Source organism: Metabacillus sp. cB07, from assembly GCF_016839225.1.
Classification (GTDB): Bacteria; Bacillota; Bacilli; order Bacillales; family Bacillaceae; genus Bacillus_P; species Bacillus_P indicus.
In genome coordinates, this window is record NZ_CP069296.1 from 1,870,079 (window position 1) to 1,887,514 (window position 17,436).

Consider the following 17,436-nt stretch of genomic DNA (forward strand, 5'->3'; position numbering starts at 1 on the left):
CTTGATGATGAAACATGAAAATAAAGAGAGAGAATACCTCTTTTAGGAGGATGATGTATGTCGGATTTTTTAGTGATTGTTGAATCGCCTGCAAAAGCGAAGACAATCGAACGATATCTAGGGAAAAAATATAAGGTGAAGGCTTCAATGGGGCATGTCCGCGATCTGCCGAGAAGTCAGATCGGCGTTGACACTGAAGGGAATTTCGAACCGAAGTACATTACAATAAGGGGTAAAGGCCCGGTTTTGAAAGAACTTAAAACAGCAGCGAAAAAAGCAAAAAAAGTTTATCTCGCAGCTGACCCCGACCGTGAAGGGGAAGCCATTGCGTGGCACCTCGCACACAGTCTGGACGTGGATGTTCTTTCAGACTGCAGGGTTGTCTTTAATGAAATTACAAAAGATGCCATCAAGGAATCTTTTAAGCATCCCCGCCCGATTAACATGGATCTCGTAGATGCACAGCAGGCAAGAAGGATACTTGACCGCCTTGTCGGCTATAAAATCAGCCCTATTCTTTGGAAGAAAGTGAAAAAAGGACTGAGCGCAGGAAGAGTTCAATCTGTTGCAGTCCGTCTGATCATAGACCGCGAAAAAGAAATCAAAGCATTTATTCCGGAAGAGTACTGGACGATCGGCAGTCATTTCCTCAAAGGAAAAGACGAGTTCGAGGGAGCTTTTTACGGAATAAACGGCAAAAAGACAGAGCTGAATACTGAAGATGATGTAAAAGAAATTCAGAAAAAATTAAAGGGGAACGAATTCTCTGTCACAAATGTGACTAAGAAGGAGAGAAAGCGCAATCCAGCGGTACCGTTTACAACGTCCACTCTTCAGCAGGAAGCAGCACGCAAACTGAATTTCAGAGCTAAGAAGACGATGATGATCGCCCAGCAGCTTTATGAAGGAATGGACCTTGGAAAAGAAGGAACAGTCGGTCTGATTACATATATGCGTACCGATTCAACCCGCATATCTGAAACAGCCCAGCAGGAAGCCATGTCATACATTGAGCAAAAGTACGGCCCCGAGTACAACAATCCTGCAAAAAAAGCCGCTAAGAAAAAGGCAAACACGCAGGATGCACATGAAGCCATCCGTCCGACTTCAACGCTTAAAGATCCCGCATCCCTTAAAGAATTTTTAAGCCGCGATCAGCTCCGGTTATACAAACTCATCTGGGAGCGCTTTGTTTCAAGCCAGATGGCACCGGCTGTTCTTGATACGATGAGCGTGGATCTTACAAACAATGACGTCACGTTCAGAGCAAACGGAAGCAAAGTAAAGTTTCCCGGATTCATGAAGGTGTATGTGGAAGGAAATGATGACGGAGTCGAGGAGAAAGACCGCATGCTTCCTGATCTTCAAACAGGAGATACGGTTTATTCAAAAGATATCGAACCGGCTCAGCATTTCACTCAGCCGCCTCCAAGGTACACAGAAGCCCGGCTTGTTAAAACGCTTGAAGAACTGGGAATAGGTCGACCGTCGACCTATGCGCCGACGCTAGATACCATTCAAAAACGCGGATATGTAGCGCTGGATAACAAACGGTTTATACCGACTGAGCTCGGTGAAATCGTGCTTGAACTGATCATGGAGTTTTTCCCTGAAATCATTAATGTCGAGTTTACGGCCAAGATGGAGAACAGCCTGGATGAAATAGAAGACGGCCAGGTGCAATGGGTTAACATCATCGACGATTTTTATAAAGACTTTGCCAAACGGATCGAAGTCGCAGAAAACGAAATGGAAGAAATCGAAATTAAGGATGAGCCTGCAGGAATTGACTGTGAGGAATGCGGCAGTCCAATGGTCTTCAAAATGGGACGGTACGGTAAATTCATGGCATGTTCGAATTTCCCGGATTGCCGGAACACAAAGCCGATTGTGAAAGAGATTGGTGTTCCTTGTCCGAAATGCGAGAAAGGAAACATTGTGGAAAGAAAGTCAAAGAAACGCCGCATTTTCTACGGCTGCGACCAGTTTCCTGAATGTGATTTCCTTTCATGGGATAAACCGATTGCAAGATCGTGTCCAAAGTGTGATAATATGCTAGTTGAGAAAAAACTCAAAAAAGGCATACAGGTACAATGTGTGCACTGTGATTATAAAGAAGAGCAGCAAAAGTAAAGGTGAGTGATCCTGCTCACCTTCTTTATTTGCTTAAAGCTGGAGGGTTCAAAATGAATGAAAAAACAGTAAACGTCATTGGAGCAGGCCTTGCCGGAAGTGAAGCGGCCTGGCAGCTTGCGAGCCGCGGAATTTCCGTCAATCTTTATGAAATGAGACCTGTGAAGCAGACGCCTGCCCATCATACAGATAAATTCGCCGAGCTTGTCTGCAGCAATTCACTGCGGGCAAACGGGCTGACAAATGCAGTTGGTGTACTGAAAGAAGAAATGAGAATGTTTGATTCTGTGATTATTAAATCTGCAGACGACTGCGCAGTGCCTGCAGGGGGCGCTCTTGCTGTAGACAGACATGAATTTGCCGGTCTTGTAACAGAGAGGGTAAAAGGACACCCGAACGTAACAGTCATTACGGATGAAATGACGGAAATTCCTGAAGGTCCTACAATCATTGCAACAGGGCCGCTGACATCAAAAGCACTTTCTGAGCAGCTGAAGCAGCTGACAGGCGAAGAATATCTGTATTTCTACGATGCAGCAGCTCCAATCCTTGAAAAAGACAGCATCGATATGGACAAAGTCTACCTGAAATCACGGTATGACAAAGGAGAGGCAGCCTACCTCAATTGTCCGATGACAGAAGAGGAGTTTGACCGTTTCTACGATGCACTAGTCGAGGCGGAAACAGTTCCGCTGAAAGAATTCGAGAAAGAGATTTTCTTTGAAGGCTGCATGCCGATTGAGGTCATGGCAAAGCGCGGCAAAAAAACGATGCTATTCGGACCAATGAAGCCGGTGGGCCTTGAAGATCCGAAAACAGGCAAGCGTCCATATGCCGTTGTTCAGCTGAGACAGGATGATGCTGCGGGCACTCTTTACAATATTGTTGGTTTTCAGACACATTTAAAATGGGGTCCTCAAAAAGAAGTGCTTAAATTGATCCCTGGACTTGAAAATGCAGAGATTGTCAGATACGGCGTTATGCACCGCAACACATTCATCAACTCTCCAAAAATGCTGAAGCCGACGTATCAGTATAAAGAGCGCGAGGATCTGTTTTTTGCAGGGCAGATGACAGGTGTAGAGGGATATGTTGAATCCGCTGCATCAGGACTTTTAGCAGGCATCAATGCCGCTAAATACGTACTTGGAGAAGAACTGCTCGTGCTTCCTCATGAAACAGCAATGGGAAGCATGGCGCGCTATATTACAACGGCAAATCCGGATAATTTCCAGCCTATGAATGCAAACTTCGGCATATTTGCAGAGCTTCCGGAACGCATCCGCAACAAGAAAGAGCGCTACGAAAAGTATGCAAATAGAGCGCTTGAAACAATTCAAAAAATTTCGAAAAAATAAGAGAAATAATTTGCAAGGGCTGCTGAATGTGTGATACCATTTAGTAGCCCTTGTGAGGTGTTATGGATGGAAAATGTTAAGAATTCTTTAAAGTTGTTCGTAGAATATTTACAGATTGAGAAAAACTATTCACAATATACAATTGTGAATTATGTTTCCGATATAGAAGATTTTTTTGTCTTTATGCAGGAGCAGTCACTAACTGATCTCCGTCTTATTACATATTCCGATACACGATTGTACTTAACTCAGCTTCATCAAAAAAATTTTGCCAGAAAAACGATTTCACGTAAGATTTCATCTCTCAGAAGCTTTTACAGATTTTTAAACCGCGAAAAGCTCACTGATGAAAATCCTTTTTCAAGCGTTTCTCTGCCTAAAAAAGAGCACAGGCTGCCGCAATATCTCTTCGAGGAAGAGCTTCAGCTTCTCTTTGAACATTCAGACCTTTCAGCTCCTGCAGGCCAAAGAAACCAGGCGCTTCTCGAAATGCTCTACGGAACGGGCATAAGGGTAAGCGAGCTCTGCATGATAAAATTGTCTGACCTTGATCTCCATATCGGCACCGTGCTTGTAAATGGAAAAGGCGGCAAGCAGAGGTATGTTCCATTTGGAAGCTTTGCACAGGATGCCGTAGAATTGTACATAAGTTCAGGCAGGAAAACACTGATGGAAAAAAGAAAACAGTCAGAGAACCACGAGCTTCTGTTTGTCAACCAGCGGGGAGGTCCGCTTACGGCGACCGGCGTGAGGCATATTTTGAACGAGCTGATTCATAAAACCTCTCTGACGATGAAAATCACTCCTCATATGTTCAGGCACACGTTTGCCACTCATCTGTTAAATCAGGGAGCCGATATGCGGAGTGTTCAGGAGCTTTTGGGTCATGCGCATCTGTCCTCAACACAAGTTTATACGCATGTGTCGAAAGATCATCTGCGCAAGATCTACATGAATCATCATCCGCGCGCTTAAAGCTTGATGCCGGAAAGTGCAGTACATAAAATTGATGTTGGAGGTGGCAGGATGTCTCAATTTCACGCAACAACGATCTTTGCTGTTCAGCATAACGGCAAGTGTGCAATGGCAGGCGACGGCCAGGTGACGTTTGGAAATGCGGTCGTTATGAAGCATACAGCCAAAAAAGTAAGAAAGCTTTTCAACGGCAAGGTCATTGCCGGCTTTGCAGGATCTGTAGCAGATGCCTTTACCTTGTTTGAAATGTTTGAAGGCAAGCTTGAGGAATACAACGGAAATCTGCAGCGTGCAGCTGTTGAACTTGCGAAAGAATGGAGAAGCGATAAAGTCCTCAGAAAACTTGAAGCTATGCTGATTGTCATGAATGAGGAAGATTTGCTTCTCATTTCCGGAACAGGTGAGGTTATTGAGCCTGATGACGGCATTCTTGCCATCGGTTCCGGAGGGAATTATGCCCTCTCGGCAGGAAGAGCGCTCAAACGCTACTCCGGGGAAACACTCACAGCAAAAGAAATCGCCCAGGCTGCCCTGCAAATGGCAGGCGAAATCTGTGTTTATACAAACCTGAATATCATAGTCGAAGAACTATAAAGAGGGGAGTCCTGATCAATGAAAGAATTAACGCCAAGACAAACGGTTGAAAAACTGGATCAGTATATCGTTGGACAAAAGGACGCTAAAAAAGCTGTAGCAGTCGCACTGAGAAACCGCTACCGCAGAAGCAGACTGTCTGAAAATCTCCGCGATGAAGTTGTTCCGAAAAATATTCTGATGATTGGGCCGACGGGTGTCGGAAAAACCGAGATCGCAAGAAGAATTGCCAAACTTACTGGTGCTCCGTTCATTAAAGTGGAAGCGACGAAATTCACTGAAGTCGGATACGTAGGGCGTGATGTCGAATCAATGGTCCGTGACCTCGCCGAAACATCTGTGAGACTCGTAAAAGAAGAGAAAATGAATGAAGTTAAAGCACTTGCAGAAGAAAATGCCAACAAACGGCTTGTCGAGCTTCTTGTTCCGGGAAAAAAGAAGCAGACTTCATATAAGAACCCTCTTGAAATGCTTTTCGGCGGCGCTCAAGGACAGACCCAGGAGCAGGATGACTATTCATCTGAAGAGCAGTCAACAGAAGAGAAAAGACGTAAAATGGCTCACCAGCTTGCACTTGGGGAGCTTGAAGATCATCACGTGACGGTTGAAGTTGAAGAGCAGCATGCGTCCATGTTTGATATGCTTCAGGGTTCGGGTATGGAACAAATGGGTATGAACATGCAGGATGCATTAAGCAGCTTTATGCCTAAAAAGAAGAAAAAGCGCAGGCTGACTGTCCGGGAAGCAAGAAAAGTGCTGACGGCTGAAGAAGCACAGAAACTGATTGACATGGATGACGTTACGCAGGAAGCTGTGATGCGTGCCGAGCAGATGGGCATTATTTTCATTGATGAAATCGACAAAATTGCCAAAAAGAATCAGGGCGGAGGATCGGCAGATGTCTCACGTGAAGGTGTACAGCGCGACATCCTTCCAATCGTCGAAGGTTCTACTGTTGTGACGAAGTACGGCTCTGTGAAAACAGATCATGTCCTATTCATTGCAGCAGGTGCATTCCATATAGCAAAACCGTCTGACCTTATACCTGAGCTTCAGGGCAGATTTCCAATCCGCGTCGAGCTGACAAAGCTGACTGTTGAAGATTTCGTCCGTATTCTGACAGAACCGGATAACGCACTTCTTAAGCAATACACAGCATTATTGGAAACGGAAGGTATACAACTTGAATTTTCTGACGATGCTATTCGTAAGATTGCAGAAGTGGCATTTCAGGTTAACCAGGACACAGATAACATTGGTGCCAGAAGACTTCACACAATTCTTGAGAGGCTCCTTGAAGATCTTTCATTTGAAGCGCCTGATATTACAATGGACAAAATTACAATTACCCCTCAATACGTTGAGGATAAACTGAGCAAAATCGCTAAAAACAAAGATTTAAGTCAATTCATCTTATAATTACATATTTCCAGGAGGAACAAACAAATGGCTTTATTGCAAAAAACAAGAAAAATTAACGCGATGCTTCAAAAGGCAGCCGGAAAACCGGTTAACTTTAAAGAAATGTCGGAAACACTGAGCGACGTTATTGAAGCAAACATTTTCGTGGTCAGCCGCCGCGGTAAACTTTTAGGGTTTGCCATCAATCAGCAGATTGAAAATGAGCGTATGATTCAAATGCTTGAGGACCGTCAATTCCCTGAAGAATACACAAAAAATCTTTTCAACATCAGCGAAACATCATCAAACCTTGATGTTTTCAGTGAATACACTGCTTTCCCTGTTGAAAACCGTGAATTGTTCAAGAATGGCTTAACGACTATTGTTCCGATTATCGGCGGAGGAGAGCGTCTTGGCACGCTTATTCTTGCAAGACTTCAGGAACAGTTTGAAGATGATGACCTGATCCTTGCCGAATACGGCGCAACCGTTGTTGGTATGGAAATTCTTCGCGAGAAAGCGGAGGAAATTGAGGACGAAGCAAGAAGCAAAGCGGTTGTACAAATGGCGATCAGCTCATTGTCATACAGTGAGCTTGAAGCAATCGAACATATCTTTGAAGAACTGAACGGTAACGAAGGACTGCTGGTTGCAAGTAAAATTGCTGACAGAGTCGGAATCACAAGATCTGTTATTGTAAATGCACTGCGCAAACTTGAAAGTGCAGGGGTTATTGAATCCCGTTCCCTTGGAATGAAGGGAACTTACATTAAAGTTCTTAATGACAAGTTCCTGCTTGAACTTGAAAAACTAAAAACGAATTAACAAATTCTTTACAAAAAAGCACTTCTCAGCGAAGTGCTTTTTTGTTTTGGAAAAAAATATAAATTTGCGTGTGAACATAATCCTAATACGAAGAGCCTTCTCTGTTAAATAGTGTTAATTAACTAGGTATAATTACCCTATTTTAAAATAGATACAAAATCCGACCTTTTTTTACATAACCTTCATAGACTTTAAGCCTATTATTTCTTACAATTGCAGTATGCATTTAACATAATTCGACAATATACCATTCGAAAGGTATGAGTCTTTTGTGAGGGGACAAAATGAATTTTTTTTCTGGAACGATTCATTCTCTGGAACAGGCAGTCAATCGGACAGCTCTCCAGCAAAAAATGATCAGTCACAATATAGCCAATACCGATACTCCTGGTTATAAAGCGAAGGGAATCAGCTTTAAGGAGGCATTAGATTCAGAACAGACAAAGTTTGAGGCGATCAGGACAGATGCACGCCACCTTTCTTTTGGCAGGGGTCATGAAGCCTATAATGTGATACAAAAAAACGGATCTGCTTATCAGGCGAACGGAAACAATGTCGACATAGATAAAGAAATGTCAGAACTTGCTGAAAATCAAATCTATTACAATGCGGTTATTGAACGTCTTGGAAGCAAGTTCAACTCTCTTAAAACCGTCATTAAAGGAGGCAACGGATAATGAGTATATTCAGTCAGCTCAATACAACAGCATCTGCCTTGACGGCTCAGAGACTCAGAATGGATGTGATTTCATCCAATATGGCTAATATAGATACTGCCAGGGCAGAGCTGGTGGATGGAAAATGGCAGCCGTACCGCAGAAAAACAGTTGCTTTGCAGCAGGACGGAAGTTCTTTTCTCGCTCACCTTCATCAGGCGCAGGGGAAAACCCATTCACTGAACGGAGTTAAAGTTTCCGGAATCAGAGAAGATCAAAGTCCGTTTAAACTGGTTTTTGATCCGGAACATCCAGATGCAAACGATCAGGGCTATGTACAGATGCCAAATGTGGACCCGCTTAAGGAAATGGTCGATCTGATCAGCAGCACCCGGTCATATGAAGCAAACGTCACAGTCTTTAATGCATCTAAAGAGATGCTGATGAAAACACTCCAGCTAGGAAAGTAGGATAACGAATGATACAGGCCATTACGTCACTTCAGCCGCTTCAAACAGCTTCACCTGCAGCTCAGCTGCAGCAGTCGCAGGGAACCGGCTTTTCTGAAATGCTTAAGCAGTCAATCAATCAGGTGAATGAGATGCAGGTGAAATCAGACGGAATGACAGCAGCACTTGCAGAGGGCAAAAATGTGCAGCTGCAGGATGTCATGATAACAGCCGAAAAAGCAAGCGTCGCCATGCTGACAGCCATTGAAATCAGAAACAAAGCTGTTGAAGCCTATCAGGAAGCAATGAGAATGCAAATCTAATCATACATAACCAGCAATGTAGCCGGTCTGCTGCACGCAAGCTGTCTTTATCGGGGGATTTCAACGAATGAATCAAAAAGTAACAGAATTCAGAATGAAAACCAGACAATTTTGGAATGAAAGGTCAAAAGCGCAAAAAGGATTTATGATTGGCGGTGCGGCAGCTTTGCTGCTTTTTGCTGTGATTGCAGGCTATATGGCAGCAAATCCGCGGCTGGTGCCGCTTTACAGGGACTTATCACCCAATGAGACAGGCCAGATCAAAGAAACGCTTGACTCGCAGGGCATACAATCAAAAATTACGGATAATGGCTCAACGATCATGGTGCCTGCCGAAATGACCGACACGCTGAAAGTGGAGCTCGCAGCAGAAGGCATACCAAACAGCGGGGTCATTGATTATTCCTTTTTCGGACAGAACATTGGATTTGGGATGACCGATAATGAATTTGATGTTTTAAAATTGAAGGCAACTCAGACAGAGCTTTCGAATCTGATGAAGGGGATTGAGGGGGTTGATGATGCAAAGGTCATGATCAACCTTCCGAAAGAATCAGTTTTTGTCAGTGAGGACAACGGTACAGCTACTGCATCTATTGTGCTTAACACTAAACCTGGTGTTCAGCTCGATCAGGCTAACGTGAATGCTTTGTACCATTTAGTATCAAAGAGTGTTCCGGGATTATCCACTGATAATATCGTCATCATGGACCAGAACTTTGAGTATTTTGATTTGAAAAGTGATGAAAATATGCCGCTTGCCGAAAACATCAGTTCTCAGCACGATCTGAAGTCGAAGATTGAAAAAGACATACAGCGGCAAGTTCAAAAAATGCTCGGAACGATGATGGGCCAGGATAAAGTTGTCGTTTCGGTCACTGCAGATCTTGATTTCACTCAGGAAAAACGGGAAGAAAATCTTGTCGAAGCTGCTGATGAAGAGAACAATGAAGGTTTGGCCGTGAGCGTTGAACGGATTACAGAAACCTACAGCGGAGAGGGTGCCGGTGCAGGCGGAGTAACCGGAACAGGAGAAGATGATGTTCCCGGATATGAAGCCGTTCAGGGCGAAGGTTCAGGAGATTATGAAAAAGTAGAAGAACGAATAAACAATGAAGTCAATCGTGTAAAAAGAGAAATTACAGAAAGTCCATACAGAGTCAGGGATCTGGGCATACAGGTCATGGTTGAACCGCCTGCTGCAGATGACCCAGCCTCTCTATCTGCACAAAGCATCGCAGATATACAGCAGCTTCTCGGCTCCATCGTCCGGACTTCCATCGATAAGGATCCTCAGGCAGAGCCGTTAACTGCTGAACAAGTAGAGGAAAAGATTTCTGTATCTGTTCAGCCGTTTGCCGGAAAACAGGCAATGGATGCTGAAACGGTCCGTTCTATCCCGTTATGGCTATACATTGCAGGAGGCGCAATGCTCCTCGTCATTGCGATTCTTCTGATTTTGCTGTTTAGAAGAAATAAAAAAGAACAAGCTAAACCGGAAGAAGAGGAAATATTCTATCAGGAGAAGATTATCCTTCCAGATGTAAATGATGCACCCGAAAGCGAAGGGGATGTCCGCAGAAAGCAGCTCGAAAAAATGGCGCGGGATAAACCGGAGGACTTTGCCAAATTGCTCAGATCATGGCTGACGGAAGAATAGGAGGTTACTCATAAATGGTTAAACGAGCAAACAAACTGACAGGCAAGCAAAAAGCCGCCCTCCTTCTGATTTCTTTAGGTCCTGACGCAGCCGCATCGGTTTACAAGCATCTTTCTGAAGAAGAAATAGAAAAGCTTACATTAGAGATTTCGAGTGTAAGAAATGTAGATTCCCAGAATAAAGAAGGAATAATCGAAGAGTTTCATCAAATCGCGATGGCGCAGGAATTCATTTCCCAGGGCGGTATCTCATATGCGAAACAAATTCTTGAAAAAGCGCTTGGAGAAGAGCGGGCTTCTAGCATTATCCACCGGCTCACATCTTCCTTGCAGGTAAAGCCGTTTGATTTTGCGAGAAAAGCTGATCCGGCTCAAATCTTTAATTTTATTCAGGGAGAGCACCCGCAAACGATTGCGCTCATTCTCTCCTACCTTGATCCGGTTCAGTCAGGACAGATCCTGTCTGGTCTGCCGCATCAGCAGCAGGCAGATATTGCCATAAGGATTGCCAAAATGGACAGGACGTCACCGGAAATTATCAATGAAGTTGAACAGGTTCTTGAGAGAAAGCTGTCTTCCGCTGTCACACAGGATTATACGCAGACAGGCGGAGTGGAAGCGGTTGTAGAGGTGCTGAACGGTGTAGACCGCAGTACAGAAAAGACCATCCTTGATTCTCTTGAAATTCAGGATCCTGAGCTTGCAGAAGAAATCAAAAAACGGATGTTTGTTTTTGAGGATATTGTCACACTCGACAGCAGGGCCATTCAGCGCGTCATCAGAGATGTTGAAAACGAAGACCTGATGCTGTCACTTAAAGTGGCAAGCGAAGAAGTGAAGGAAATTGTGTTTCAGAACATGTCCAAGAGAATGGCAGACACATTTAAAGAAGAAATGGAGTTTATGGGTCCAGTCAGACTTCGGGATGTAGAAGAAGCACAATCACGAATTGTCTCTGTTATCCGCAGACTTGAGGATGCAGGAGAAATCGTCATTGCCCGCGGCGGGGGGGATGATATCATTGTCTAACTTGATTAAATCAGTCCGTGCAGCAGAACAGGGCAAGAAAGCAATTATCTTAAGAACGATTTTGTCCGCACCAGCTGAGACAATGAATCCCGAGATGGTCATGCATCAGGCAAAAGCAGACGCCGATCAGCTGCTGGAACATGCCAGAGTTCAGGCAGACAGAATCCTAATGCAGGCAAAAGACGAGCAGGAAAAATGGATCAGTGAAAAAAAACAGCAAGAACTAAAGGCGAGAGAAGAGGGGTTTCAAGCCGGTTTTGAGACAGGCAGACAGGAAGCCATGCAGCAATACAGTTCTTTTCTCTCAGAGGCGAAAACCATTGTGGAGCAGGCAAAAGAGGATTACATAGAAAAAGTGTCCCAATCAGAAGAAACCATTATTAATCTGGCTGTGAAGCTTTCTGAAAAAATCATGTTCATCAAGCTTGAAGAGCATCCTGCCTGCTTTGCCGATCTAGTTAAAAAAGCTTTGCATGAAGTCAGAGAACATCCGGAAATAAAAGTGTTCGTAAACCCGCTTTATTACAGCAGGCTCCTCAAGCAAAAAAGCGAGCTTGAAGATGTGCTGCTTTCTAAGGCTGATCTGTTCATTTATCCTGACGAAAGTCTTCAGGAAGGAAGCTGCATGATTGAATCTCCTTCCGGCACAATAGATGCCGGAGTGGATGCCCAGCTGAATCAGCTGAAAAAAAGCATGCTTCAGCTGATTGGGGAGGGTTGACGGTTATGAATGCAGCAGACTTGCTTCAAAAAATAGATTCATTGGATTCATTTAAAAGATATGGAAAAGTAAGCAAGGTAATCGGTCTGATGATTGAATCCAAAGGTCCGGAAAGCTCAATTGGCGACCTTTGCTACATTCATGCGGGTTCTTCTAAAGAATTGAAAATTGCTGCAGAAGTAGTGGGTTTCAGAGATGAATATGTCTTGTTGATGCCTTTTGAGCATGTGAACCAGATCTCACCGGGAAGCCTGGTTGAAGCAACTAATGAGCCTTTGAAGATTAAAGCGGGAATGGGGCTGATCGGCCAGACAATTGATGCATTCGGCCTTCCCTTTAATCAATCGCCGCTTCCAAAAGGCCTGACGCCAATATCAGCTGAACAAAATCCTCCAAACCCTATGAGCCGCCCGCCAATCAATGAAACGATGGAAGTTGGGGTCAGAGTCATTGACAGTCTTTTGACAGTTGGAAAAGGACAGCGTGTCGGCATTTTTGCAGGAAGCGGTGTAGGAAAAAGTACGCTTCTCGGTATGATTGCAAGAAACACAAAAGCAGACCTGAATGTCATTGCCCTCATTGGAGAGCGCGGACGGGAAGTTCGTGAATTCATTGAAAAAGATCTTGGTGAGGAAGGGCTGAAAAGGTCCATTATTGTGGCGGCTACATCTGATCAGCCTGCCCTGATGAGACTGAAGGCTTCTTACACAGCTACTGCAATCGCAGAATATTTCAGGGATAAAGGGTTAAATGTGATGCTGATGATGGATTCTGTCACCCGTGTTGCCATGGCGCAAAGGGAAATTGGTCTTGCAGCAGGAGAGCCTCCGACCACAAAAGGCTACACTCCGAGTGTGTTTGCCGTCCTTCCGAAGCTGCTTGAACGGACCGGAACAAATGAACATGGTTCCATTACTGCTTTTTATACAGTACTGGTTGATGGGGATGATCTGAATGAGCCGATTTCAGATACGGTGAGAGGAATTCTTGACGGCCACATCGTCCTCGACAGAAATCTTGCAAATAAAGGGCAATTTCCTGCAGTCAATGTGCTGAAAAGCATCAGCCGTGTGATGAGCCAGATTGTCCCTGCTGAACAAAAGAAAAGCGCATCAAAGCTAAGGGATCTGCTTGCTGTCTATTTAAACTCTGAGGACTTAATTAATATAGGCGCGTACAAGCGCGGAACCAGCAGAGAAATTGACGAAGCGATCAGGTATTATCCGAAGATCCTTTCTTTTCTAAAGCAGGATGTGCACGAAAAAATCTCATTTGAACAAAGTGCTGAGTACCTGCAATCACTGATTGAAATAGGAGATAACACGTGAAATATGCTTACAGGTTTCAAAAAATTCTTGAACTTAAAGAAATGGAAAAAGATCAGTCTCTTGAAGCTTATCAGTTATCGGTAGCAGACTTTGAGCAGGCTGCCGAAAAGCTGTACACATGCCTGAAGAAAAAAGAAATGCTTGAAGAAAAAACGCTCTTTCAGCTGAATTCGGGCATGCCGGTTCAGGAAATCCGGCACTTTCAGCAGTTTGTATCAAATCTTGAAAAAACAATTTCACACTATCAACATCTCACAGCATCAGCAAGAGAGAGAATGAATGAAAAGCAGCAAGTTCTCACAGAAAAAAATATAGAAGTAAAAAAGTATGAAAAAATGAGAGAAAAACACCGCGAAGTCTATGTGCGCTGGGTGAAAGACACTGAAATCAAGAGTATGGACGATCTTTCTGTCCAGTCTTATGCCATGCGGGGGAATTAGGTGAAAAGCGAAAGTGAAAAACGATGAAAAAGAAACTGGAAAATTCCAATGGCTGCTCTTTGTTGTCATCATCCCTTTCTTTTTTACGGTAACCTTCATTGCGGTCATTTTAACTGTTGCAGGAATTGACGTAACCGGAAAACTTAAAGAAACTGCCGCGCTGCTGCCGGGGATTTCGGCAGAACAGAAAGCATCCGGTCACGCAAAGTCTTCTGCAGAAAAAGAACTCAAAGATGAAAATGAGCTTCAAAAGTCAGAAATAAAACGACAGCAGCAGGATATAGCTGCCCTTGAAAATGACAGGGACTTAAAAGAGAAAGAGATTCAGCGTCTGAGCCAGGAATTAAGATCTATGGAAGAACAGCTGAAAACGGCAGCAGCCGAAGGGGAAAACGGACGGGATGTCGCCAAACTTTACGATAAAATGACAAGCAAAAAAGCCGCAGCAATCATTCCGCTGCTTTCTAATGAAGAAGCATTAAAGATTCTGAAAGCTATTGGTGATGATCAAGTTATTTCTGTTCTGGAGAAAATGAGTCCGGAAGACGCCGCTAAATACACAAATATGCTTTCAGATTCCTAGTTTGCAAGAGACAAAGGGGGATGCAGGTTGAAAATTACGTTTCCGGCTGGCCCGGTTTCGCTCATGAACAATGACGGAAAGGCGGGTTCAGGGGTACAGGTTTCCTTTTTATCCTTACTTCTTGGCAGTGCCGATGCGGCAGGCAGTACTGAGACAGAAGGGCAAAGTGACATTTTTGATGAGAAAACGGAAAACGCTGATCCTGAATTAGAAGCTGCATTCAAAGAGCTGATCAAGGAGCTGGGGATAAATGAAGCCGTGATGACTGAAGCAACTCCATATGGCATGCAGCCGCCTGCGGACAAGATGATTCCTGCTCAGATAGTAACACGGTTAGGCAGGTTTTTGAAAAATGAAACAGAACCTGCTGATGAGCATAGGGATCCAATTGGAGCAAATGAAATCACCGGTCCTGAAATCAAGGCAGGTTTTGCAGGAGGAGATGCTCCAAAACGTCAAGCTGAAACCGGCGGAATATCACATATGACCAATGCTCATGACGTTCCAGAAGCTCCCGAAGCAGAATTCCAGCGGGCGAAAAAAACAGCGAACGACGACACCGGGATGACTGAAACGGTGGGGATGAGTCAGTATTCAGAAGATATCCCCGTTTTACCAAAGGGGAGTTTTGATCCGATTCGGGCTGAAGCAAAAGCAATAACAGAAGAAATCGAGCAGCAGATGGAAAAAACGGTTGAAGTAAACATGCCGCAAAAGGCAGAAGAAAATAAAGCGGCCGAAGAAAAGGCTTTTCTATTCACAGGCAGACATGCCGCTCCTAAAGCTTCCGGATATGCCAGACAAATTTCAGGACAGGAAACATCCATTGTCCAGGATCAGCCATCTGAAAAGGAACTTTTCGCTGTACAAACAATAGGTGAAAACAGTGAGCCTCTGGCTGACTTGCTGAAAGATTCACAGCATGCAGGGAGCATTACCCGTCATGACGGTATAGTGAACTCGTTTAGGGGACATGCACAGCAAACATTGTTTGCAGGAAGTCCATTATTCAGTACACCTTCTAATGATGAAACCATTGGGGGACATATTTTAACTGCCATTAAGCAAGCGGTAAGTAATGTTTTGGAATTGGGGCATTCAGATAGAACGAGTCAGATTAAAGAGGACATGGAACTTAACAACCAGCCGGAGAAAACCGTTGTAAGCATGAATGCGATTGATAAACTTGCGGCCATTTTAAAGCCGCTTCACCGTATTTTTTCTGCAGGCGGAGAACAGGGTCTTGCCCGTCTTATTGAAGAGATAAGCGCTGCAGTCAGTACAGACTTAAATAGAACGATTTCTTCACTGAAAAATCTGCAGTCACAACTAGAAGGGAATCAGATCCTTCAGATCCTTCAAAAAGGCAGTTATACAGAAAAGCCTGACATCGGCCGCCTTCCGCTGAAAAAAGAAATAGAACCAGGCGGGGGAAAACAGGAGGCTGTCCATCAGCTTCTGAGTAAAGGCTATTTCAGACCGGCTGCAGCTGAATCCAGCAATGGAAACAGGCCGCAGGTTCCTGAATCCATAGGTAATTTTCAGGCAGACCTCAAACAATTGGAGGTAAATGTGACGGAGAATCACATGCGCAGTCCAGGCTTGCCGGAAATGAAGAATGAATGGCAGCAATTGTTCAACAAGGACGGGAACAGTACTGTGCATCAGCCTTCACCGGGACTTACAGAGGTAAAGCTAAATGCTTCCCCTGAATTAAAGGAGAATCAGGATGAGCCGGTTAAACGGGAATTTTCAGCCCAGATTACAGAGGTGTTTAAAAGAGCAAAACCTGCTTTTGCTTTAAACGGATTTTCCCAAATGACAATCCGACTTGCGCCTGAGCATCTTGGCCTCCTGACAGTAAAGCTTCAGAGGCTGAACGGGGAAACGACTGCAAAAATTATTACCTCAACCTCGTCTGCAAAAGAGCTTGTGGAACAAAGTATTCAGCATCTCAAAGCAGCCCTTCCGGCGTTTCAAATTGCTGTAGACAGATTTGACGTATACGGGGAACAGCCGGACTCTTTCCGCGAACGCCATCAGGACGAAAGGCAGCCGGAAAAAGAACAGAGTGAGGAAGACCGCGCTGAAGAGCCGGATTCATTCAAGGATCATCTGAACATGCTGACATAAAAGGAGTTAAATAATGGCTCAAAATACGATTGACTCGGGACTTTTCCTTTCTTCAACTGCAGCTGTCAGAACTGGAGGGAAATCAAGTCTCGGAAAAGATGATTTCCTGAAAATACTTATTGCACAGCTGCAAAACCAGGATCCTCTTAATCCTATGGAAGATAAAGAATTCATTTCACAGATGGCAAGCTTTTCATCACTGGAGCAGATGACCAACTTGAATACACAAATGAGCAGCTTCATACAGGTTCAGGTGAATGACGGCATCTTGAAATACTCTGAGATGATAGGGAAGCAAATTGACTGGAAAACAGAAGACGGTGAAGCAAAAACTGGAATTGTAAAATCCATCAAACAATCCGGTCCGGATATCATACTCGAAATGCAAAACGGAGACGAAGTGCCAAGTGCTTTTGTCACAAAAGTAACGGAAGCATCCGCTTCCTAAAGCGTGCAAATAGGTCAAAATGATAAAAAAACAGGGAGAGATTTTATATGTTGCGTTCATTGTACTCAGGAGTAAGCGGAATGAAAAACTTTCAAACAAAGCTTGATGTCATCGGAAATAACATCGCAAACGTCAATACGTACGGATTCAAAAAAGGCCGTGTGACTTACAAAGATCTTATGAGCCAGCAAATGGCAGGCGCTAGTGCTGCTACTGCCAACACAAGCGGCATGAACGCCAAGCAGGTTGGTCTTGGATCGGCACTTAGTTCTATCGATACGATTCACACCGGGGGGGGCTAACCAATCAACGGGACGGACTCTTGACCTTGCGCTTGCAGGAGACGGATTTTTTGCGGTTGGGACAATTAAAGGAAGTGTT

17 protein-coding genes and 1 pseudogene are annotated in these 17,436 nt (G+C 44.3%); all 18 read left to right on the plus strand.

The window, feature by feature from the left end; all coding sequences use genetic code 11:
- Positions 1 to 57: 57 nt before the first annotated feature.
- On the plus strand, positions 58 to 2,133 hold the full coding sequence (topA, locus tag JOJ89_RS09385; RefSeq protein WP_029565595.1) for a type I DNA topoisomerase: 2,076 nt from the start codon (positions 58 to 60) through the stop codon (positions 2,131 to 2,133).
- Positions 2,134 to 2,186: 53 nt separating this feature from the next.
- Entirely contained in the window at positions 2,187 to 3,491 is a 1,305-nt protein-coding gene (gene trmFO / locus JOJ89_RS09390) for an FADH(2)-oxidizing methylenetetrahydrofolate--tRNA-(uracil(54)-C(5))-methyltransferase TrmFO (RefSeq protein ID WP_029281359.1), read from the plus strand.
- Between the two features lie 66 nt (positions 3,492 to 3,557).
- Positions 3,558 to 4,466 (plus strand): tyrosine recombinase XerC, encoded by a 909-nt coding sequence (xerC, locus tag JOJ89_RS09395; RefSeq protein WP_029281357.1) that lies wholly within the window; start codon positions 3,558 to 3,560, stop codon positions 4,464 to 4,466.
- A 51-nt stretch (positions 4,467 to 4,517) separates the two neighbouring features.
- Complete coding sequence (hslV, locus tag JOJ89_RS09400; RefSeq protein ID WP_029281348.1) at positions 4,518 to 5,060, plus strand: ATP-dependent protease subunit HslV; 543 nt, start codon at positions 4,518 to 4,520, stop codon at positions 5,058 to 5,060.
- An 18-nt stretch (positions 5,061 to 5,078) separates the two neighbouring features.
- Entirely contained in the window at positions 5,079 to 6,479 is a 1,401-nt protein-coding gene (gene hslU, locus JOJ89_RS09405) for an ATP-dependent protease ATPase subunit HslU (protein ID WP_029281346.1), read from the plus strand.
- Positions 6,480 to 6,506: 27 nt separating this feature from the next.
- Positions 6,507 to 7,286, plus strand: coding sequence for a GTP-sensing pleiotropic transcriptional regulator CodY (gene codY, locus JOJ89_RS09410; protein WP_029281344.1), 780 nt, complete (start codon positions 6,507 to 6,509; stop codon positions 7,284 to 7,286).
- Positions 7,287 to 7,570: 284 nt separating this feature from the next.
- Positions 7,571 to 7,963: a flagellar basal body rod protein FlgB gene (flgB, locus tag JOJ89_RS09415; protein WP_203290157.1), complete on the plus strand. Its 393-nt coding sequence runs from the start codon at positions 7,571 to 7,573 to the stop codon at positions 7,961 to 7,963.
- Positions 7,963 to 8,412: a flagellar basal body rod protein FlgC gene (gene flgC, locus JOJ89_RS09420; RefSeq protein WP_203290158.1), complete on the plus strand. Its 450-nt coding sequence runs from the start codon at positions 7,963 to 7,965 to the stop codon at positions 8,410 to 8,412. The genes flgB and flgC overlap by 1 nt, the downstream gene beginning before the upstream one ends.
- 8 nt (positions 8,413 to 8,420) lie before the next feature.
- On the plus strand, positions 8,421 to 8,714 hold the full coding sequence (gene fliE / locus JOJ89_RS09425; protein WP_029281339.1) for a flagellar hook-basal body complex protein FliE: 294 nt from the start codon (positions 8,421 to 8,423) through the stop codon (positions 8,712 to 8,714).
- Between the two features lie 67 nt (positions 8,715 to 8,781).
- Positions 8,782 to 10,374: a flagellar basal-body MS-ring/collar protein FliF gene (gene fliF / locus JOJ89_RS09430; RefSeq protein WP_203290159.1), complete on the plus strand. Its 1,593-nt coding sequence runs from the start codon at positions 8,782 to 8,784 to the stop codon at positions 10,372 to 10,374.
- A 14-nt stretch (positions 10,375 to 10,388) separates the two neighbouring features.
- On the plus strand, positions 10,389 to 11,402 hold the full coding sequence (gene fliG / locus JOJ89_RS09435; protein WP_029281335.1) for a flagellar motor switch protein FliG: 1,014 nt from the start codon (positions 10,389 to 10,391) through the stop codon (positions 11,400 to 11,402).
- Positions 11,395 to 12,123: a flagellar assembly protein FliH gene (gene fliH / locus JOJ89_RS09440; RefSeq protein WP_203290160.1), complete on the plus strand. Its 729-nt coding sequence runs from the start codon at positions 11,395 to 11,397 to the stop codon at positions 12,121 to 12,123. Before fliG ends, fliH begins: the two co-directional genes overlap by 8 nt.
- 5 nt (positions 12,124 to 12,128) lie before the next feature.
- A complete protein-coding gene (fliI, locus tag JOJ89_RS09445) occupies positions 12,129 to 13,451 on the plus strand; it encodes a flagellar protein export ATPase FliI (protein WP_029565602.1) in 1,323 nt (440 codons plus the stop codon).
- A complete protein-coding gene (gene fliJ / locus JOJ89_RS09450; protein ID WP_203290161.1) occupies positions 13,448 to 13,891 on the plus strand; it encodes a flagellar export protein FliJ in 444 nt (147 codons plus the stop codon). Before fliI ends, fliJ begins: the two co-directional genes overlap by 4 nt.
- Positions 13,892 to 13,904: 13 nt before the next feature.
- Entirely contained in the window at positions 13,905 to 14,474 is a 570-nt protein-coding gene (locus JOJ89_RS09455) for a MotE family protein (protein ID WP_029565604.1), read from the plus strand.
- Between the two features lie 27 nt (positions 14,475 to 14,501).
- Positions 14,502 to 16,607: a flagellar hook-length control protein FliK gene (locus JOJ89_RS09460; protein WP_203290162.1), complete on the plus strand. Its 2,106-nt coding sequence runs from the start codon at positions 14,502 to 14,504 to the stop codon at positions 16,605 to 16,607.
- Positions 16,608 to 16,620: 13 nt separating this feature from the next.
- Complete coding sequence (gene flgD / locus JOJ89_RS09465) at positions 16,621 to 17,055, plus strand: flagellar hook assembly protein FlgD (RefSeq protein ID WP_029565606.1); 435 nt, start codon at positions 16,621 to 16,623, stop codon at positions 17,053 to 17,055.
- 47 nt (positions 17,056 to 17,102) lie between these two features.
- Positions 17,103 to 17,413, plus strand: a pseudogene (locus JOJ89_RS21375) (flagellar hook-basal body complex protein); the annotation flags it as partial.
- Positions 17,414 to 17,436: the final 23 nt, after the last annotated feature.